This window comes from Streptomyces rubellomurinus, from assembly GCF_000961885.1.
GTDB classification, from domain to species: Bacteria; Actinomycetota; Actinomycetes; order Streptomycetales; family Streptomycetaceae; genus Kitasatospora; species Kitasatospora rubellomurina.
The window spans coordinates 12,547-32,258 of sequence record NZ_JZKH01000087.1 but is presented as its reverse complement, the minus strand read 5'-3'; the positions used below and the strand labels follow the sequence as shown (position 1 = coordinate 32,258).

The window sequence follows — 19,712 nt, the reverse complement described above, 5'->3', positions numbered from 1 at the left end:
CCCCCACCCAGACCCCCACCCCGACGCCCACGCCCACCAAGACGTCGACGCCGACGCCGACCCCCACCACGGCGGCCCCGACGACCCCGCCGGCCACCGCGACCCCGACCAGGACCCCGGCGCCCGTGGCCACCACGCCGGCCCCGGCGCTGGCCCAGACCGGTAGCAGCGACGCCACCCCGATGATCGCGGCCGCCGGCGGCGGTGTGCTGCTGGTCGGCGGCGCGCTCGTGCTGCTCGCCCGCAAGCGCCGCAGCGGCAGCGAGGGCTGACCCGCAGCCCGCTGAACGCCCGACGCCCCCCGGCCTCAGCAGGCCGGGGGGCGTCGTTCGTCAACAGCGGCTCACTCCCAGCGGAAGAACCGGGCCGCCGCGGCCAGCCCGAGCACCGACCAGCCGGCCAGGATGCCGAGGTCCGACCACGGCACCCCGGCGCCGTGCTGCAGCACCGAGCGCAGGCCGTCCGAGAGCGCCGAGATCGGCAGCAGCTCCAGCATGCCGCGCACGGCGTCCGGGAACTTGCCCAGCGGCACGATGACCCCGCCGGCGAGCAGCAGCAGGATGAACACCAGGTTGGCGGCGGCCAGCGTGGCCTCGGCCTTGAGGGTGCCGGCCATCAGCAGGCCCAGGCCGGAGAAGGCGGCGGTGCCCAGTACCAGCAGCGCGGCGACGGCCATCGGGTTGCCGTGGGGGGACCAGCCGAGGGCGAGGGCGATCACCGACAGCAGGGCGACCTGCAGGATCTCCGTCACCAGCACGCAGCCGGTCTTGGCGGTCAGCAGGGTCCAGCGCGGCAGCGGGCTGGCGCCGAGCCGCTTCAGCACGCCGTAGCGGCGCTCGAAGCCGGTGGCGATGGCCTGCCCGGTGAAGGCGGTGGACATCACGGCGAGGGCGAGCAGGCCGGGCGCCAGGAAGTCGACCCGCTTGCCCGGGCCCTCCACCGTGACGATGTCGACGGCGGAGAACAGCACCAGCAGCACGGTCGGGATGACCACGGTGAGCAGCAGCTGCTCACCGTTGCGCAGCAGCATCCGGGTCTCGAACGCGGTCTGCGCCAGCAGCATCCGGCCGACCGGCGCGGCCCCCGGCCTGGGGGAGTAGTCGGTCGTCGTGGTCACGAGCGGAGCTCCCGTCCGGTCAGGTCGAGGAAGACGTCTTCGAGGCTGCGGCGCTGCACCGACAGCCGCTCCGGCAGGACGCCGTTGGCCGCGCACCAGCCGGTGACGGCGGCCAGCAGCTGCGGGTCGACGGGCGCCTCGACGCGGTAGCTGCCGGGGGCGGTCTCGACGGCGGCGGCGCCGGCGGGCAGCTCCTTGAGCAGCGCGGCGAGGTCGAGCCCGGGCGGGCCGTCGAAGCGCAGCGCGTTCTCGGCGCCGCCGCGGCACAGCTCCTCGGGGGTGCCGGTGGTGATCACCCGGCCGCGGTCGACGATGGCGACGTGGTCGGCCAGCTGCTCGGCCTCGTCCATGTGGTGGGTGGTGACGACCACGGTGACGCCGTCCCGGCGCAGGTCGCGGACCAGCTCCCAGGTGGCGCGGCGGGCCTGCGGGTCGAGGCCGGCGGTGGGCTCGTCCAGGAAGACCAGCTCGGGGCGGCCGACCACGGCCATGGCCAGGGCGAGCCGCTGCTGCTGGCCGCCGGACAGGCGGCGGTAGGTGGTGCGGCCGCAGGAGCCGAGGCCCAGGCGCTCGACCAGGGTGTCGACGTCCAGCGGGTGGGCGTGCAGCTTGGCGGTGTGCCGCAGCATCTCGACGGCGCGCGCGCCCGCGTACACGCCGCCGGACTGCAGCATCACGCCGATCCGCGGCCGCAGGGCGGCGCTCTGGGCGACCGGGTCGAGGCCGAGGACGCGGACGGTGCCGGCGTCGGGGCGGCGGTAGCCCTCGCAGGTCTCGATGGTGGTGGTCTTGCCGGCGCCGTTGGGCCCGAGGACGGCGGTGATCGCGCCGGACGCGATGGTGAGGTTTAGGCCGTCCACCGCAGGTTTGTCACCGTAGCGTTTGACCAGCCCGGCGATCTGGACCGCGGGTTCGGAATGCATACCGGCGAGTCTAAGAGGGCCGAACGGCCAGGCCGGACACCGGCCTTGGTGATCGTTTCCGCTGGAAAGGTAAGCCTTACCTGCGTGACAGATGACACGGGTGAGGCCTGGATCACGGCTTGTCCTGCCGGAAGTAATTACGCAACACTGGTGTTGTGAAAAACATGCGCGAGCACGCCACGCAGCAGGAGGCCGAGTCGGCCCCCGGTTGCGACGTGCCCGCGACGGCGGCCGAGGTGCTGCTGGAGGGCCACCGCGCCACCCGCGACCGGGTCGCCCGGTCGATCCTGGACCACGGCCCGTCCTCCGCCGCCGACCTCGCGAACCGGCTCGGCCTGACGGCCGCGGCCGTCCGCCGCCACCTCGACTCGCTGGCCGCCAGCGGCCTGGTCGACGCCCGCGAACAGCGGGTCTACGGCAGCCGCGGCCGGGGCCGCCCGGCCAAGGTCTTCGCGCTCACCGACGCCGGCCGGGACGCCTTCTACCAGGCGTACGACCAGCTCGCGGCCGACGCGCTGCGCTGGATCTCGGACGCGGTGGGCGGCGGCAAGGCGGGCGAGGAGGCCGTCGCCGCCTTCGCCCGTGCCCGGTTCGGCCGGCAGGGCGAGAAGTACCGGGAGAGCCTGCGGCAGGCCGGGGCGCTGGAGCGCCCGGAGGCCCTGGCCCAGGCGCTGAGCGCGGACGGGTACGCTGCCACGGTGCGGCGTGTCCCGTCGGCCGCGGCCAAGGCCCCGGCGGGCGCCCAGCTCTGCCAGCACCACTGCCCGGTCGCGCACATCGCCGAGCAGTTCCCGCAGCTCTGCGAGGCGGAGACCGAGGTCTTCTCCCAGCTCCTGGGCACCCATGTGCAACGGCTGGCCACCATCGCCCACGGCGACGGGGTCTGCACCACCTATGTGCCGGCACCCGGTGCCGCATCGTCGTCTGTCCAGCCCCCGGCGGGCCGCGGCTCCGATGCAGCGCCGACTGCCGGTACGTCCACCGAAGATTCAGCGTCCGCGCGTTAGGAAGCTCGCATGACTGACACCGTTTCGCACCCCGAGCTCGAAGGCCTCGGCAATTACGAGTACGGCTGGGCCGACCCGGACGCCGCCGGCTCCGTGGCCAAGCGCGGGCTCAGCGAAGACGTCGTGCGCGACATCTCCGCGAAGAAGAGCGAGTCCGAGTGGATGCTGAACCTGCGTCTCAAGGGCCTGAAGCTCTTCGGCAAGAAGCCCATGCCGACCTGGGGTTCCGACCTGTCCGGCATCGACTTCGACAACATCAAGTACTTCGTCCGCTCGACCGAGAAGCAGGCCGAGTCCTGGGAGGACCTGCCCGCGGACATCAAGGCCACCTACGACAAGCTGGGCATCCCGGAGGCGGAGAAGCAGCGCCTGGTCGCCGGTGTCGCCGCCCAGTACGAGTCCGAGGTCGTCTACCACCAGATCCGCGAGGACCTGGAGGAGCAGGGCGTCATCTTCCTGGACACCGACACCGCGCTGCGTGAGCACCCGGAGATCTTCAAGGAGTACTTCGGCACCGTCATCCCGGCCGGCGACAACAAGTTCGCCGCGCTGAACACCGCGGTGTGGTCCGGCGGATCGTTCATCTACGTGCCGAAGGGCGTGCACGTCGACATCCCGCTGCAGGCCTACTTCCGGATCAACACCGAGAACATGGGCCAGTTCGAGCGGACGCTGATCATCGTCGACGAGGACGCCTACGTCCACTACGTCGAGGGCTGCACCGCGCCGATCTACTCCTCCGACTCGCTGCACTCGGCGGTCGTGGAGATCATCGTCAAGAAGGGCGGCCGCTGCCGCTACACGACCATCCAGAACTGGTCGAACAACGTCTACAACCTGGTCACCAAGCGCGCCGTGGCGTACGAGGGCGCGACCATGGAGTGGATCGACGGCAACATCGGCTCCAAGGTCACCATGAAGTACCCGGCCGTCTACCTGATGGGCGAGCACGCCAAGGGCGAGACCCTGTCGATCGCCTTCGCGGGCGAGGGACAGCACCAGGACGCCGGCGCCAAGATGGTGCACATGGCCCCGAACACCTCCTCGCACATCGTCTCCAAGTCGGTGGCGCGCGGCGGCGGCCGCACCTCCTACCGCGGCCTGATCGAGATCGGCGAGGGCTCGCACGGCGCCAAGTCCAACGTGCTGTGCGACGCGCTGCTGGTCGACACCATCTCCCGCTCGGACACCTACCCGTACGTGGACGTCCGCGAGGACGACGTGTCCATGGGCCACGAGGCGACCGTCTCCAAGGTCAGCGAGGACCAGCTGTTCTACCTGATGAGCCGCGGTCTGACCGAGACCGAGGCCATGGCGATGATCGTGCGCGGCTTCGTCGAGCCGATCGCGCGGGAGCTGCCGATGGAGTACGCGCTGGAGCTCAACCGGCTGATCGAGCTGCAGATGGAGGGCGCGGTCGGCTGACGCCCAGCCGTACGCGACCCCGCCCGACTTTTTGAGGAAGAGAGCACTACGAACAGCCATGGCTGACGTTCAGAACACCTCCGGCTCCACCACCGCCGGTTCGATCGAGGTCGGCACCGCCGGCGCGGGCGCGCAGCTCGCCGGCCCCGGCACCGGCCGGACCACGGTCAAGCAGCCGATCGACGCGCGCGTCGCGGTCAAGCCGTCCTTCGACGTGAACGACTTCCCGGTGCCGACCGGCCGCGAGGAGGACTGGCGGTTCACGCCGCTGCACCGCCTCGGCGGGCTGCACGACGGCACCGCCGCCGCCGGTCCGCGCGGCGAGGACAAGGTCGAGTTCACCCTGCCGGACGGCGTCACCGCCGAGACCGTGGGCCGCGACGACGCCCGCCTCGGCAAGGCCGGCACGCCCGTCGACCGGGTCGCCGCGCAGGCGTTCAGCGCGTTCGACCAGGCGCTCGTGGTCACCGTCCCCAAGGACGCGGTGCTCACCGAGCCGGTGAAGATCGACGTGCGCGGCGAGGGCGGCGTCCGCTTCGCCCACGTGGTGATCGACGTCAAGCCGTTCGCCGAGGCCGTCGTGGTGCTCAACCACGAGGGCGCCGGCACCCGGGCCGCCAACGTGGAGCTGCTGGTCGGCGACGGCGCGAAGCTCACCTTCGTGTCCGTCCAGGACTGGGACCGCGACGCCGTGCACGTCGCCCAGCACAACGCGCTGGTCGGCCGCGACGCCTCGTACAAGTCCGTCGTCGTCACCTTCGGCGGCGACCTCGTCCGCCTGCACCCGCGCGTCAACTACGCGGGCCCCGGCGGCGAGGCCGAGCTGTTCGGCCTGTACTTCGCCGACGCCGGCCAGCACCTGGAGCACCGTCTGGTCATCGACCACGACACCCCGCACTGCCGCTCCAACGTCGCCTACAAGGGCGCGCTGCAGGGCCAGGACGCGCACGCCGTCTGGGTCGGCGACGTGCTGATCCGCGCCGCCGCGCTGGGCACCGACACCTACGAGCTCAACCGGAACCTGGTGCTCACGGACGGTGCCCGGGTCGACTCGATCCCGAACCTGGAGATCGAGACCGGCGAGATCGTCGGCGCCGGCCACGCCTCCGCGACCGGCCGCTTCGACGACGAGCAGCTGTTCTACCTGATGGCCCGCGGCATCCCGGCCGACGAGGCCCGCCGCCTGGTGGTGCGCGGCTTCTTCGCCGAGCTGCTGCAGCAGATCGGCGTGGCCGAGGTCCAGGAGCAGCTGATGGTCAAGATCGACGCCGAGCTCGAAGCGGCGGTCTGACCGATGAGCTTCCTCCGTGCCTGCGCACTGGGCGACCTCCAGGAGGACGTGCCCAAGCGCGTCGAGCTGAACGGCGTGCCGGTCGCACTCGTCCGCACCGACGAGGGGGTGTTCGCGATCAACGACATCTGCTCGCACGCGAACGTCTCGCTCTCCGAGGGCGAGGTCGAGGACTGCATGATCGAGTGCTGGCTGCACGGCTCCAGCTTCGACCTGCGCTCCGGCAAGCCCTCCGGCCTGCCCGCCACCAAGCCGGTCGCCGTCTACCCCGTAAAGATCGAAGGGGACGATGTGCTCGTCTCCGTCAACCAGGAGTCCTGAGTACACATGGCAACCCTTGAAATCCGCGACCTGCACGTCTCCGTCGAAGCCGAGAACGGCCCGCGCGAGATCCTGAAGGGCGTCGACCTGACCGTCAAGCAGGGCGAGACCCACGCCATCATGGGCCCGAACGGCTCCGGCAAGTCCACCCTGGCCTACTCGCTGGCCGGCCACCCGAAGTACACCGTCACCGGCGGCACCGTGCTGCTGGACGGCGAGGACGTCCTGGAGATGTCCGTCGACGAGCGCGCCAAGGCCGGCGTCTTCCTGGCCATGCAGTACCCGGTCGAGGTGCCCGGCGTCTCGGTCAGCAACTTCCTGCGCACCGCCGCCACCGCCGTCCGCGGCGAGGCCCCGAAGCTGCGGCTGTGGGTCAAGGAGGTCAAGGAGGCGATGGCCGCCCTGCAGATGGACCCGGCCTTCGCCGAGCGCAACGTCAACGAGGGCTTCTCCGGCGGTGAGAAGAAGCGCCACGAGATCCTGCAGCTGGAGCTCCTCAAGCCGAAGATCGCGATCCTCGACGAGACCGACTCCGGCCTGGACGTCGACGCGCTGCGGATCGTCTCCGAGGGCATCAACCGGGTCCGCTCGACCGGCGAGGTCGGCACCCTGCTGGTCACCCACTACACCCGCATCCTGCGGTACATCAAGCCCGACCACGTCCACGTCTTCGCGGGCGGCCGCATCGTCGAGTCCGGCGGCGCCGAGCTGGCCGACAAGCTGGAGGAAGAGGGCTACGAGTCGTATGTGAAGGGCGGCGCATCCGAGTGACGCATCCGTTTACCGGCCACAGCGCTCTGCTCGACACCGACGCGATCCGCAAGGACTTCCCCGTCCTGCAGCGCGTGCTGCACGACGAGAAGCCGCTGGTCTACCTGGACAACGCGGCCACCTCGCAGAAGCCGCGCCAGGTGCTGGAGGCGCTGAACGCCTACTACGAGCGGCACAACGCCAACGTCCACCGCGGCGTGCACGTGCTCGCCGAGGAGGCCACGGCGATGTACGAGGGCGCCCGCGACAAGGTCGCCGCCTTCGTCAACGCGCCGAGCCGCAACGAGGTGATCTTCACCAAGAACGCCTCGGAGTCGCTCAACCTCGTGGCCAACATGCTCGGTTGGGCCGACGAGCCGTACCGGGTCGACGGTGACTCCGAGATCGTCATCACGGAGATGGAGCACCACTCCAACATCGTCCCGTGGCAGCTGCTGTCGCAGCGCACCGGTGCGAAGCTGAAGTGGTTCGGGCTCACCGACGAGGGCCGGCTGGACCTCTCGAACATCGACGAGCTGATCACCGAGAAGACCAAGGTGGTCTCCTTCACCCTGGTCTCCAACCTGCTCGGCACCGTCAACCCGGTCGAGACGATCGTGCGCAAGGCCCAGTCGGTCGGCGCGCTCGTCGTCATCGACGCCTCGCAGGCCGCGCCGCACATGGTGTTGGACGTGCAGGCGCTGGAGGCCGACTTCGTCGCCTTCACCGGCCACAAGATGCTGGCCCCGACCGGCATCGGCGTGCTGTGGGGCCGCCAGGAGCTGCTGGAGGACCTCCCGCCGTTCCTCGGTGGCGGCGAGATGATCGAGACCGTCACCATGGGCTCGTCCACCTACGCCCCGGCGCCGCACAAGTTCGAGGCCGGCACCCCGCCGATTGCCCAGGCGGTCGGGCTCGGCGCGGCCATCGACTACCTGTCCGGCATCGGCATGGACAAGATCGCGGCGCACGAGCACGCGATCACCGAGTACGCCGTCGAGCGGCTGCTGGAGGTCCCCGACCTGCGGATCATCGGCCCGCGCACGGCCGTCGACCGCGCTGCGGCGATCTCCTTCACGCTGGGCGACATCCACCCGCACGACGTGGGCCAGGTGCTGGACGAGCAGGGCATCGCCGTGCGCGTCGGCCACCACTGCGCGCGGCCGGTGTGCCTGCGGTACGGAATTCCGGCGACCACGCGGGCGTCGTTCTACCTGTACTCGACGCCGGGCGAGGTCGACGCGCTGATCGACGGCCTGCACCACGTCCGGAACTTCTTCGGCTGACGGGACTGGGCAGGACGACATGAAGCTCGACTCGATGTACCAGGACATCATCCTGGACCACTACCGCCACCCCCACGGCAAGGGGCTGCGGGACGGCGACGCCGAGGTGCACCACGTCAACCCGACGTGCGGCGACGAGATCACCCTGCGGGTGAAGCTCGACGGCGCCACGGTCGCCGACGTCTCGTACGAGTCCCAGGGCTGCTCGATCAGCCAGGCCAGCGCCTCGGTGCTGAACGACCTGGTGGTCGGCAAGACCGTGGGCGAGGCGCAGGTCGTCCAGGAGGCCTTCCTGGAGCTGATGCAGAGCAAGGGCCAGGGCGAGGGCGACGAGGAGGTGCTGGAGGACGCGATCGCGTTCGCCGGCGTCTCCAAGTACCCGGCCCGGGTCAAGTGCGCCCTGCTCAGCTGGATGGCCTGGAAGGACGCCACCGCCCAGGCCCTCGCCCAGCACCCCGCCGTCAACGACTGACCCCGCAGAGGAGGACAGAACCATGAGCGACGACATCACCACCGGCGCCGAGGCCTCCGCTGTGGCGGAGCAGCCGAACGGCATCATCGTCGGCACCACCGCCGGCACCGTCTCCGTCGAGGACCTGACCGAGGCCCTGATGGACGTCGTCGACCCCGAACTGGGCATCGACGTCGTCAACCTGGGCCTGATCTACGGCATCCACATCGACGAGTCCGACGTGGCCACCATCGACATGACGCTCACCTCGGCGGCCTGCCCGCTCACCGACGTCATCGAGGACCAGGCCAAGACGGCCACCGACGGCCTCGTCCAGGACCTGCGCATCAACTGGGTCTGGATGCCGCCGTGGGGCCCGGACAAGATCACCGACGACGGCCGCGACCAGCTGCGTGCGCTGGGCTTCAACGTCTGACGTCGGCCCGTTCGTCAACCTGCTGCCGCGCAAACCTCCCCTTCGAGGGAAAGGTTTGCGCGGCAGTGGTATATCTGCGACCGGACGGCCAGGCTGGTGCCGCGACCTCGGAGGGAGCGAAGTCATGTCGGTAGTTGCGTTCGCGCAGTTGCTTCTGCCTGACTCGCCGTACGCCATGTGGGTCCGGGGGGAACTGGGGGAGTACCTCCGGCTCCCGGACGACGGCACGCGGGTCGAGGTGATCGGAGGGGAAATCGTCGTGTCACCGGCACCCGTGTACGCCCGTGGTGGGATCCTCTCGGACATCCAGCGGGGCTTCGAGCGTTCCTGGTTTCTGAACAACGGGTTTCCGTGGCGAGTTGTTCAGACCATCAACCTGGATCTTGTCGAGATCGGGGACGGTTACATCCCCGACATGGTCGTGGTGCACAAGGACACCGATGCGGAGAAGCGTGCGGACGATGTTCTGCGCTTGCACCCGCACGACCTCGAGCTGGTGGTCGAGGTGACTTCCTCGTCCAATGCGCGCCATGATCGTCGGCCCATGTTCGGCCGTCAGGTCAAGCCCACGAAGTGGAGCGGGTACGCGCGCACCGGGGTGCCGTTCCACCTGCTCGTGGACCGTGATCCACGGCAGCCCGGCGTGACCTTGTTCGGGGAGCCGAACAAGGTCGAGGCGACCTACGAGGTACTGGGCGAGTGGAAGTTCGGGGAGTCCGTCCGACTGCCGACGCCGTTCGACGTGGAGATCGGGACCGACGCCTGGAAGCCCTGGAACGCGTAGCTCCAGACCGGAACGCCGCTGCCTGATCCTGGCCTGCTGAGTGCCGGACGCTGTCGGGGATCTTGGCGATGACGGTCGGTCATGCCCTCGACATCTCAGTCTCGAAGATCCCCGACCTCGTCACCTGCGATCAGCTCCGCGTCTCCCCGCGGCGTCCGACAGCGGCCGCATCGGGTACGACGAGCAGCTTGCCGGTGGTGCGCCGAGCCTCCAGATCGCTGTGGGCCCGGGCGGCCTCGGACAATGCGTAGCGGCCCGTTACGGTGACCTCAAGTGCCTTGGAGCGCACCCACTCGAACACATCGGCGGCCCGTCGGAGCAGTTCGGACCGATCGGCGATGAAGTCCCCGAGGCTGGGCCGGATCAGGGTCAGCGAACCGCCGTGGGCGAGCCGGATCGGATCGAACGGCGGCACGGCACCGCTTGCCGCGCCGAAGAGCACGAGATGGCCGCGGCTTCGCAGGCTGGCGAGGCTCGCATCGAAGGTGTGTGCGCCGACGCCGTCGAAGACAACCGGCAGTCCCTGACCGCCGTTGAGCCGCCTCACCTCGGCTGCGAGATCGTCGACCGCGGAGGAGAGGATCACCTCGGCGGCTCCGGCACGCTTCGCCAGTTCGGCCTTCGCCGTGGTCGACGTCGTGCCGATCACCCTGCCGCCGAGATGGGTGATGAGCTGGGTCAGCAGCAGCCCCATGCCACCGGCGGCCGCATGCACGAGCACCGTGTCGCCCCCCTGAACCGGGTAGGCGTCCTTGACGAGATAGTGCGCGGTCATGCCTTGGAGGAGCACGGCGGCGGCTGTCTCGAAGTCGATGTCGTCGGGCAGCGGCACCAGCCGGGAGGAGTCCACGACGGCCTGCTCGGCGTAACTGCCGGGAATCTCGACCCAACCGACCCGGTCCCCGACGGCGACGTCAGTGACGCCGGGTCCGACCTCGACGACCGTGCCGGCGCCCTCGGAGCCCGGGGTGAAGGGCAGCGGGAGGCTGTACCGGCCCTCGCGGTAGTAGACGTCGAGGTAGTTGACCCCGGATGCGGCGACCTCCACGAGCGCCTCGCCCGGGCCCGGCCGCGGCTGGTCCACCTCGGTCTCCTGCAGCACCTCGGGACCGCCCACTTCGTGCACCTGAATCGCTCGCATGACCCCTCCAGTAACGGTTCATCAGCCACCAACCCCGTTGGTGGCGATCCGATTCCCGGCAGGCGGACCAGCCCGCCGCCCCGCCGAGAGCAGCACCGGGAGGTGGAAGCCCTGGGACGCGTAGGGCCACGTTGAAACGGCGATGCCCGGGGCTTCCGAAGGGGAAGGCCCGGGCATCGGCGTTCTGGCGTTGCAGGCGTCAGGCCGTTCGGGGCTTGCGGGCGACGGCGAGGGCCAGGGCCGCGCAGAGGACGGCGGCGAGGGTGGCGAAGCCGCTGACGGCGGGGAGGAGGCCGTAGTGCTGGACCAGGGCGCCGACTCCGATGATCGGGGCCGAGCTGCCGAGGTAGACGATGATCCAGAGGGAGCTCAGTTCGGAGCCGCGGCGTTCCGGGTCCATCGCCGCGACGGCGGTGGTGAACAGGGAGCGGAAGGCGACGCCCTGGCAGATGCCGCCGAGGACGCTGCCGATGAAGAGCAGGGCCGGGGTGCCGGTGTACCCGGCGGCGACGACCAGGCCGAGGCCGGTGGCCAGCCCGGTCATGCCGAGGGCGATGACCGTACGGTCGGAGGTCGGCGGGACGATCAGCTGGGCGGCGGCCGAGGAGCCGAGCAGCAGGGCGGCCACGATCGCGCCGGTCAGGTGCGAGGGGGTGTGCAGCAGCTTGGCGGAGAAGGCCGGGGCGAGGGCCAGGTAGACGCCGAAGACCCCGTACGAGATGAACCCGGCGCCGGCGGCGAGCAGGAACTCGCGGCGGCCGGTGCGCGGCATCCGCAGGCGCTGCGGGCGCAGGTGGGCCGGGGTGGTGATGCGCGGCGGCGCGGACGGCTCGCGGTTGCGGCCGGGCATCCGGGGGTGGACGACGGCCAGCGGGATGCAGAGCGCGAGCAGGGCGATGGCGTGCAGCAGGAAGGGCGTCAGCAGCGGGTCGGAGCCGCCGGAGAGCAGGGCGCCGACGATCGGGCCGAGGGCGACGCCGCCGGCCGAGCAGGCCAGGGTGAGCTTGGCGGCGAGGGTCGGGTGGTCGGGCAGCAGGTCGCCGAGGGCGGCTCCGGCGGCGCCGGTGGACAGGCCGACCGCGATGCCCTGGACGGCCCGGCCCGCGGCCAGCTGCCAGAAGCTGCCGGAGGTGGCGAAGACCACGTCGCCGGCCGCGGCCAGGCCGACGGCGGGCAGGATCAGGGCGCGGCGGCCGAGGTGGTCGGACCAGTGGCCGACCACGGCCAGGACGGGGACCAGCGCGAACACGTAGATCGTGAACAGGATCGTGGTGTCCAGCGGGCCGAGCCCGAGGCGCTGCTGGAGGAGCGGGTAGATCGGCGTCGCCAGGTTGGCACCGATCAGCATGAACAGCAGCGCGGCGGCGACCAGGCCGACGCGGACGCCTCGGACGGCGTTCCAGCGGCTGATCGCGGAGAGCTGGAGCTGGGGCCGGGGCGCGAGTTCCAGGGGAAGCAGGGCCTCCGACAGTCGGCGTCCGTCGAGCTGCGCGGTGCGCAGGCCGGTGCCGGCGGGGGAGAGGTCCGCCATGAAAGGGATCTCCTGTGGCAGGGCCCCACCGGGTCGGCGGGGTGTGCCGGCGCACCCGTCCTGAGGCGCTGTGGTGGTGGCCGCGGTGCGGGGCTCCCTGGTGGAGCGGATGAGCTGAGAGGGGGGCTTCGTTGCCCGGTGGCCCGCGCGGGGTTGTGCGCGGTGCCAATGCGAAGGATAAGGGGTGGGCGCACGGTTTCGGCGCGCGCCCCTGCGCACGCCCCTTGAGGCCGGGCACCGGGGGTGCCCGGCCTATACGCTGAGGTGGTAGACGGGTACGCGGCGCTCATGACGGGCCGCTGGCTGAGGGAGAACGCGCGACGATGGCCGGACGACGTCGGAAGAACGCAGGGGCTTCGGAGGGCGAGGGGGGCGCGGGGGCCGTCCTGCCCGCCGACATGGAGCTCCAGGACCTCTACGGGGCGTTCGCCGCGCACGGGCTGGACGACGACGGCCTGGACGACGACGCGGCCGTGCTCGTCCCGCCGGTGAAGCTGCCCGACGAGACGGAGCTGGCCGCGCAGGCGAAGGCCGTGCCGATGCTCGGCTACGCGCTGGCGCTGGCGCGCTGGGCCGCCCCGCACCGGGTGGTGGACGAGTTCGGCGACCTGGTCGAGGCGGACCGGGCGCCCGCCGCGCGGCTGCTGGGCCTGGCCCCGGCCGAGGGCGAGGTGTCGGAGGAGGACGAGATCGAGGCGCTGCGGGCCTGGTCGCTGGCCTGCGACCTGGACCTGGTGGAGCTCGGCACGACCGAGGCCGGCGAGCACGTGGCCGTCCCCGGCCCCGACCTGGAGCCCGCCGAGGAGGGGGACCCGGAGACCGTCCTGGAGCTGTGGCTCACCGCCGCCGGGATCGTCCGGGAGCTGGCCGTGGAGGCCGATTCGCTGCCCGAGGAATCCGAGGAGGAGGAAGCGGAGCAGGCCGCGGACGGCGACGAGGACGACGAGGACGGCCTGAACGAGCTGGAGGAGGCCCGGGAGGCCGCCGCCGAGCTGCTGGACGAGGCGCTGCAGGTGCTCTACGAGACCACCGCCTTCGCCGAGCCCGGCAACGAGACCGTGCCGCTGGGCGTGCTGGCCGCGCTGCTGGTGGTGCCGGAGGGCGAGGAGCCGAGCGAGGAGCTGCTGGGCGACATCACCGACGTGATGGTCGCGCTGGACCCGATGCTGGCCGACCTCGCCGAGCTGGGCCTGCTGGAGTACCGCCCGATCGACCCGGAGCTGTTCGACGAGGAGGAGGGCGAGGAGCCCGCCGTCGTCGGCGAGGCGCCGCTGGACGAGGAGGAGTCGGCCCGCTTCGGGCTCGTCCGGCTCACCCCGCTCGGCCAGTACGGCGTCCGGCAGTGGCTGCTGGAGGACGGCTACGACGCGCCGCTGGTCGGCGACCTCGCCCAGGGGGACGCCGCCGAGCTGCTGCGGGCCGTGTGCGAGTCGGTCAACGTGCTGCCGGAGGAGGAGCTGGTGGTCTGGCTGGCCGGCCGGGAGCCGGTGCCGGCCGCCCGGGAGCTGCTGGCGGCCGCGCGCGGCACCGACGCGTACGCGCCCATGCGGCGGGTGCTGGCCGTCGAGGCGCTGCGGCTGCTCGGGGCGGACGCCGAGCCGGCCGCCCGGGAGGTGCTGGACGACCCGGAGCTGGGCGGCGCGACCCGGGCCTGGCTGTCCGCGATCGGCGCGGCGGACGTGCCGGTGCCGGAGCGGCAGATGGCGCTGTGGACGGTGGTCGACACCTTCGCCGCGCAGCTGCTGGGTTCCGGCGGTGACACCGAGCTGCGCGAGCTGATCGCGGACCTGCCGGTACGGGACGACCCGGCGGCGTGGTTCGCCGAGGTGTGGCGGGTCGACCACCCGTACACGGCGGACGTCCTGGAGGCGATCGGGGAGCTGCACCCGGACCGGGTGACGGCCAAGGAGGCGCGCAAGGCGGCCTTCAAGGCGCGGTCGAAGCAGAGCTGAGGAAGGTTCCGAGCCGAGGAGGGTTCCCGGGCTAGGGAAGGTCCAGCGAGCCGTCCTCGGCGAAGGGGAAGAACGGGTTGTGGGCCAGCTCCCACAGGTGCCCGTCCGGGTCCTCGAAGTAGCCGGAGTAGCCGCCCCAGCTGGTGGTCGTCGGTGGCTTGACCACCACGGCGCCGGCCTCCACCGCCGTCCGCAGCGCGGCGTCCACCAGCGCGGGGGACTCCAGGTTCACCGCGAGGGTGACGCCGCGGAAGGAGGGCTCGCCGCCGCCGGGCACGCCCGCGTCGGCGGCCAGCTCGTCGGCGGGGAAGAGGCCGAGCACCGAGTCGGCGGTGCGGAACCAGACGATCTCCGGGCTGGAGGCGGTGGAGCGGCGCCAGCCCAGGCCCTCGTAGAAGCGGGCGCTGCGGTCGAGGTCGGAGACGCCGAGGGTGACGATGCTGATCCGGGCGGGGAAGGCCCCGTCGTGCGGTGCCGTCGGGTGGTTCTGTGCTGTCATGCCGCCCAGGGTAGGGAGCGCGGCTGACAACCGGGCGCGCTGACACGGCGCTCGCGGCCGGCGGGTACCGGCCGGGTGCTGTGCCGCAGCTGATGACCCGACGGCCGCCGGGCACGTAAGCTGGCGTGTCGGCGTGGTGGGTGCGAGGGAACCGGGGGTGCGGCACAGGATGGCGCGGGAGATCGGCGGCGGGCCCCAGGACCGGAACGTCCAGCGGGCGGCGCCCGATCGCGCCGCCGTTCCGATGGGCCGCGACCCGGTCGAGGGCCCGGCGGCCCCGGACCGGTTCGCCGAGCAGGAGGAGTTCTCCCGCCGCGCCCTGGCCGGGGTCGACTTCCCGGTGTACGGGGTGGCCGCCGGCCCGGCGCGCGGCGGCGAGGCGCTGGCCGGCTTCGACAGCTGCGGCGGCCGGGTGTGCTGGGTCGAGGTGCAGTGCGGCGACTGGGCGTCCGCGGCCGGCCCGTACGTGACCGTGCGCAGCTACCGCCCGGGCGCGGACGGCTGCGAGTCGCTGCCCGAGCTGGAGGACGTGGTCGAGGACGAGCGGGACCGGCTCTACGAGCAGTCCGGCATCGACGAGGGGGACGGGCCGGGCCGGGTGCGGGCGCTGCGCGAGTGGATCACCGTGGACGGCGAGCCGCGCTCGGTGGAACTGCACGAGGACCGTCCGGTGCTCTGGCCCGGCGACCCGGGGGAGGACGGGGCCGGGCCGGTGTGGGCCGGGCGGCTGCGGGTCGGCGGGCAGACCGTGACGGTGTGCGGGCGCGGGGTGGCGCCCGGCGGCGTGGAGCTGGGCGGCATCCGGGACTTCGAGCGGCACCTGCGCGGGCGCACCGAGCTGCTGCGCGACCTCGCCTCCCGGCGGGCCCGGCACGTGCCGGTCGAGGAGCGCGAACTGCCGCCCGTCATCGGCCTGGAGGCGCACCGGGCGCTGGTCGCGCAGTCCGTCGCCGAGACCGCCGCGATCGAGGCGCAGGTCCGGGCCGGGCGCACGCCGCGGCTGCCGCGTCACCTGCGCGGGGAGGTCGGGGCGGTGCGCTGGGAGGCGGCGGTGCGCCAGCAGATGCGGCTCGCCACGGAGAGCCGGGAGGAGGCGGTGGCGGCGGTGACCGCGATGGTCGACCACCTCAACCGGCTGTCCCAGCAGACGCACTGGCTGATCGGCACGGCGGCGGGCGCGGCCGCGGTCGAGGAGGTCGTGCGGTACACGGTGTTCGCCAGTGAGGTGGCCAGCCTGCCGGCGCAGCGGGCCTGGGAGCAGCTGTGGCGGGAGCGGCCGGCCGGTGGCGGGGCGCGGGAGTGGGAGGAGCAGCGGCTGGCCGAGCAGTTGTGGCTGGCGGCCTGGGAGCAGTGGCTGGCGGCGCGGGCGGGCTGAGGCCCGCCGGTGCGCGAGGTAAAGCGGAGGTCATGCGTCGACCACGGGTTGGCAAATGGACGTCCGGGCGCGACCTGCGCGCCATGCCCGGTTCACCCCTGCGGCGGAGCCTGCTGGGCGTCGGCGAACCCGCCCCGACACCCCGCTCACCTCAGGAGTTGCTGCCATGTCGCTGTCCCGCCGGGACTTCGTCAACCGTTCCACCGTCGTCGGGGCCGGCGTGCTGATCGCCGGCAGCGCCGGGGCACTGGCCAGTGCCCCGGGCGCGATCGCCGCCCCGGTCGGCGGGGAGGCGCCGGCGGCCGCGGGCGCCGGGACCAACGCGGCGGGCGGCGCCGCGATCGGCTACGGCCCGCTGGTGCCGGACCCGGCCGGGCTGCTGTCGCTGCCGAAGGGCTTCTCGTACAAGGTGCTGAACCGGGCCGGCGTCACCCGGCTGCGCACCGGCGAGTTCACCCCGAGCAACCACGACGGCACCTCCGCCTTCGAGGACGAGCACGGCGGCAACCTGATGGTCGTCAACCACGAGCTGGCCGGCGCCCGCGCCAAGTGGCCGTACCCGGTGCCGCTGACCGAGGGCCACGTGTACGACCCGGGCGCGGCCGGCGGCTGCACGATCGTGCACGCCAAGCGGGACGGCTCGGTCGAGCAGTGGGTCGGCATCGCCGGCACCGCCACCAACTGCGCCGGCGGCGTGACCCCGTGGGGCACCTGGCTGTCCGGCGAGGAGACCGAGGACCGGGCCGGCAAGAACGGCTTCACCAAGGACCACGGGTACGTCTTCGAGGTCGACCCCTTCGACGACGACTACAACCGCGACCCGCGGCCGGTGAAGGCCTTCGGCCGCTACGCGCACGAGGCCGTCGTGGTGGACCCGAAGCGCGGCCACGTCTACCTGACCGAGGACGCGGGCAACCCCAACGGGCTGCTCTACCGCTGGACCCCGCCGGCGGGCTTCACGCACGGCCGGTACCGGCTGCGCGCCCTGGCCGAGGACGCCGGGGTGCTGGAGGCCTTCAAGGTCTTCGACTCGCACGGCAAGTTCGTCGACGACCTCTCCCGGGCGGTCCAGGTCGGCACCGTGTACGGCGTGGACTGGGTGAAGGTCCAGGACCGCGACGCGAAGACCGTCTCGGTGCGCAAGCAGTTCAAGGACGGCGAGGTCACCCGGGCCCGCAAGCTGGAGGGCATGTGGTGGGGTGACGGCGGCTTCTACTTCGTCTCCAGCTACGCCCGTTCGGAGAGCCCGCTGCAGCACGACGGGCAGGTCTGGTTCTTCGACCCGAACCGCCGCACCATCACCCTGAAGGTGCTGCTGGGCGTCAACACCGACACCTGGGGCGACCACGACAACTTCGACGGCCCGGACAACATCACCGTCTCGCCGTACGGCGGCATCGTGATCGCCGAGGACGGCGAGGGCGTTTCGCACCTGTTCGGCGCCACCGAGGACGGGCTGGTCTACCCGATCGCCCGCAACGAGCTGAACATCGGCAGCGCGGACAGCCCGGAGTTCAGCGAGTTCACCGGGGTGACGTTCTCGGACGACGGGCGGACGCTGTTCGCCAACATCCAGACGCCGGGCATCCAGCTGGCCATCAGCGGGCCGTGGCGGCGGCTGAACGAGCACAAGCGGGGCCAGGGGTACGGCGCCTGACGGTTCGTCGTGCCGGCGGCTGCCCGTGGACTACTCGTCCGCGGGCAGCCGCAGTTGCAGCATCGCCAGCAGCCGCTGCTGCGGCTGGGCGAGGTCGATGCCGGTCAACTGCTCGGCGCGGCGCACCCGGTAGCGCAGGGTGTTGGGGTGGATGTGCAGGGCGTCGGCGGCGACCCGGACCTCGCCGAGTGCGTCCAGCCAGGCCAGCACGGACTCGGCGAGCCGGGTGCCGTGCCGGCGGTCGTAGGCGGTGAGCGCGGTCAGCCTCGGGTCGCGCAGGCCGGTGCGCTCCTGGAGCAGCGCCACCATCTCGCTGACCAGCACCTCGGCCTGCACGTCGATCAGCGCCGCGACGTCGAGGTCCACGCCGCCGCGGCCCATCGCGTCGAGGATGCGGTCGGCCTGGGCGCGGGAGTCGGGCACCTGGGCGAGGCCGTCCACGGTGGAGCCGATCGCGGCGCGCAGCGGGACGCCGAGGTGGTCGCGGGCGGCCTGCACCACCTCGTGCGCCCAGTCCCGGACGGTGCTCATCGGCAGGCCGGGCGGCAGCTCGGGCAGCAGCACGTACACCCGGGACTCGATCGGGGCGAGCAGCGCGGTGCGGTGCCGGGCGGCGGTGTGCACCGAGATCAGGCCGGTGACGTCGGAGCGGTGCAGCGCCTCGGTGGTGTGCGCGCCGTACGCGAGCACGGTGGCCGGGCGGCGCACGTCCAGGCCGAGGTGGGTGGCGAGCGACTGGGGGCCGGTGGAGCCCTCCAGCAGGCCGGTCAGCAGGGTCTGGGTGAGCCGGACGTCGGCGGACAACTCGCGGCGGCGGCGCACCAGTTGGGCGGCCGCGACGCGGGCGGCGCCGACCAGCGCCTGCTCGGCGAGCGGGGCCAGCGGCTGGGCGCCCTCCTGCACCCAGATGGTGCCCAGCGGCTGCGCCCCGGCCCGGATGCCGACCGCGAGCCGGCGGCGCAGGCCGAGTTCGGGGTGCGGCTCGACCGCGATCGGGGCGTCCGAGCTGCGCAGGTGCTGGAAGATGCCCCACTCGCGGAGCTTGGACAGGTACGGCTCGGGGCCCTGCCAGCCGAGGATGGAGAGCCGGCGCAGGTCGTCGACCTCGTCGGAGTCGGAGGAGCGCGAGTAGGCGAGCACCCGGCTGGAGGTGTCCTCGATGGAGACGATGCCGTTGGTGAGCACGGCGACGGTCTGGGCGAGGGAGAAGAGGTCGCCCGCGTTGGGCTCGGGGGCGCCGGCGGCGTCCGGCGGGTCGGTGCCGGCGATGATCGCGCGGGCGAGCGAGTCGAGGTGCTCCCAGCGGGTCTCGCGGCGCACCGAGAGCAGGGCGACGCCGGCCTCGGTGGCGGCCTCGCGCAGCGGGTCGGCCTGGCCGGGGGCGTCCAGCTTGACGGCGACGGCGGCGGCGCCGGCCCGGCCGGCGGCGCGCAGGGCGGGCAGGGCGGCGCGGCCGCGGGCGCCGATGGCGAGGACGAGTTCGCCGGGGGCGGCGACCGGCGGGTCCTCCGGGTCGAGGATCGCGACGTCGCGGACGGGGACGTCCAACCCCTGGGGGGCGGCCTGGAGTTCGACCAGCGGCTCGCCGAGGGACATCAGCAGCTGGCGGAGCGGGAGGCCGGGGGTGGTCACGCGGTGCCTCCATCGTTTCGTCCGGGCGGACAGTGCCCTGGGGTCGATTTTAGCCAGCCGGACAGAGGCGCACTTGATCAGCCCTGAATAGTTGACATCGACTATCTGAGAATGGATAGTCAGTACCGACCAAG

General features: G+C 72.3%; 19 protein-coding genes. 13 read left to right on the top strand and 6 right to left on the bottom strand.

The window, feature by feature from the left end; translation table 11 throughout:
- Positions 1-272: LAETG motif-containing sortase-dependent surface protein (locus VM95_RS43415; protein ID WP_167352970.1), on the top strand; the 272-nt coding region annotated here is incomplete at its 5' end.
- Between the two features lie 71 nt (positions 273-343).
- On the opposite strand, the gene VM95_RS30645 is transcribed toward VM95_RS43415, so the two are convergent.
- Both VM95_RS30645 and VM95_RS30640 read right to left on the bottom strand, forming a co-directional pair.
- Positions 344-1,063, bottom strand: a complete 720-nt coding sequence (locus VM95_RS30645) for an ABC transporter permease (protein WP_045702922.1) — start codon at positions 1,061-1,063, stop codon at positions 344-346.
- A gap of 50 nt (positions 1,064-1,113) precedes the next feature.
- The gene (locus VM95_RS30640; protein ID WP_045702899.1) at positions 1,114-2,040 is read right to left on the bottom strand and encodes an ABC transporter ATP-binding protein; all 927 of its coding nucleotides are present in this window, start codon (positions 2,038-2,040) and stop codon (positions 1,114-1,116) included.
- Positions 2,041-2,204: 164 nt separating this feature from the next.
- Here VM95_RS30640 and VM95_RS30635 point away from each other — a divergent pair, with 164 nt between their 5' ends.
- The 9 genes from VM95_RS30635 (at position 2,205) to VM95_RS30595 (ending at position 9,791) form a co-directional block, all read left to right on the top strand.
- Positions 2,205-3,047 carry a helix-turn-helix transcriptional regulator gene (locus VM95_RS30635; protein WP_052706814.1) on the top strand — a complete coding sequence of 281 codons (843 nt, stop codon included), beginning with the start codon at positions 2,205-2,207 and terminating at the stop codon, positions 3,045-3,047.
- A gap of 9 nt (positions 3,048-3,056) precedes the next feature.
- Entirely contained in the window at positions 3,057-4,472 is a 1,416-nt protein-coding gene (sufB, locus tag VM95_RS30630; protein WP_045702897.1) for a Fe-S cluster assembly protein SufB, read from the top strand.
- 58 nt (positions 4,473-4,530) lie between these two features.
- Positions 4,531-5,763 (top strand): Fe-S cluster assembly protein SufD, encoded by a 1,233-nt coding sequence (sufD, locus tag VM95_RS30625; RefSeq protein ID WP_045702895.1) that lies wholly within the window; start codon positions 4,531-4,533, stop codon positions 5,761-5,763.
- A 3-nt stretch (positions 5,764-5,766) separates the two neighbouring features.
- The gene (locus VM95_RS30620) at positions 5,767-6,084 is read left to right on the top strand and encodes a non-heme iron oxygenase ferredoxin subunit (RefSeq protein ID WP_045702893.1); all 318 of its coding nucleotides are present in this window, start codon (positions 5,767-5,769) and stop codon (positions 6,082-6,084) included.
- A 6-nt stretch (positions 6,085-6,090) separates the two neighbouring features.
- On the top strand, positions 6,091-6,855 hold the full coding sequence (gene sufC, locus VM95_RS30615; protein ID WP_045702891.1) for a Fe-S cluster assembly ATPase SufC: 765 nt from the start codon (positions 6,091-6,093) through the stop codon (positions 6,853-6,855).
- Positions 6,852-8,120, top strand: a complete 1,269-nt coding sequence (locus VM95_RS30610; protein WP_045702888.1) for a cysteine desulfurase — start codon at positions 6,852-6,854, stop codon at positions 8,118-8,120. Before sufC ends, VM95_RS30610 begins: the two co-directional genes overlap by 4 nt.
- A gap of 19 nt (positions 8,121-8,139) precedes the next feature.
- A complete protein-coding gene (sufU, locus tag VM95_RS30605; RefSeq protein WP_045702886.1) occupies positions 8,140-8,592 on the top strand; it encodes a Fe-S cluster assembly sulfur transfer protein SufU in 453 nt (150 codons plus the stop codon).
- A gap of 22 nt (positions 8,593-8,614) precedes the next feature.
- Positions 8,615-9,007, top strand: a complete 393-nt coding sequence (locus tag VM95_RS30600; protein WP_279616855.1) for a metal-sulfur cluster assembly factor — start codon at positions 8,615-8,617, stop codon at positions 9,005-9,007.
- A 124-nt stretch (positions 9,008-9,131) separates the two neighbouring features.
- Positions 9,132-9,791, top strand: coding sequence for a Uma2 family endonuclease (locus VM95_RS30595; protein ID WP_052707672.1), 660 nt, complete (start codon positions 9,132-9,134; stop codon positions 9,789-9,791).
- A 130-nt stretch (positions 9,792-9,921) separates the two neighbouring features.
- Here the strand turns inward: VM95_RS30595 and VM95_RS30590 are convergent, their stop codons facing one another.
- Both VM95_RS30590 and VM95_RS30585 read right to left on the bottom strand, forming a co-directional pair.
- The gene (locus VM95_RS30590) at positions 9,922-10,932 is read right to left on the bottom strand and encodes a quinone oxidoreductase family protein (protein ID WP_045702884.1); all 1,011 of its coding nucleotides are present in this window, start codon (positions 10,930-10,932) and stop codon (positions 9,922-9,924) included.
- Between the two features lie 199 nt (positions 10,933-11,131).
- Entirely contained in the window at positions 11,132-12,463 is a 1,332-nt protein-coding gene (locus tag VM95_RS30585) for an MFS transporter (protein WP_052707671.1), read from the bottom strand.
- A 323-nt stretch (positions 12,464-12,786) separates the two neighbouring features.
- Here VM95_RS30585 and VM95_RS30580 point away from each other — a divergent pair, with 323 nt between their 5' ends.
- Positions 12,787-14,415: a hypothetical protein gene (locus VM95_RS30580; RefSeq protein WP_244179008.1), complete on the top strand. Its 1,629-nt coding sequence runs from the start codon at positions 12,787-12,789 to the stop codon at positions 14,413-14,415.
- A 31-nt stretch (positions 14,416-14,446) separates the two neighbouring features.
- Here the strand turns inward: VM95_RS30580 and VM95_RS30575 are convergent, their stop codons facing one another.
- Complete coding sequence (locus tag VM95_RS30575) at positions 14,447-14,914, bottom strand: VOC family protein (RefSeq protein WP_045702882.1); 468 nt, start codon at positions 14,912-14,914, stop codon at positions 14,447-14,449.
- A 157-nt stretch (positions 14,915-15,071) separates the two neighbouring features.
- Between VM95_RS30575 and VM95_RS30570 the strand changes: the two genes are divergently transcribed.
- Both VM95_RS30570 and VM95_RS30565 read left to right on the top strand, forming a co-directional pair.
- A complete protein-coding gene (locus VM95_RS30570; RefSeq protein ID WP_157882243.1) occupies positions 15,072-16,289 on the top strand; it encodes a hypothetical protein in 1,218 nt (405 codons plus the stop codon).
- A 166-nt stretch (positions 16,290-16,455) separates the two neighbouring features.
- Positions 16,456-17,946, top strand: a complete 1,491-nt coding sequence (locus VM95_RS30565; protein WP_045702877.1) for an alkaline phosphatase PhoX — start codon at positions 16,456-16,458, stop codon at positions 17,944-17,946.
- A 30-nt stretch (positions 17,947-17,976) separates the two neighbouring features.
- Here the strand turns inward: VM95_RS30565 and VM95_RS30560 are convergent, their stop codons facing one another.
- Positions 17,977-19,578, bottom strand: coding sequence for a PucR family transcriptional regulator (locus VM95_RS30560; RefSeq protein ID WP_244179007.1), 1,602 nt, complete (start codon positions 19,576-19,578; stop codon positions 17,977-17,979).
- Positions 19,579-19,712: the final 134 nt, after the last annotated feature.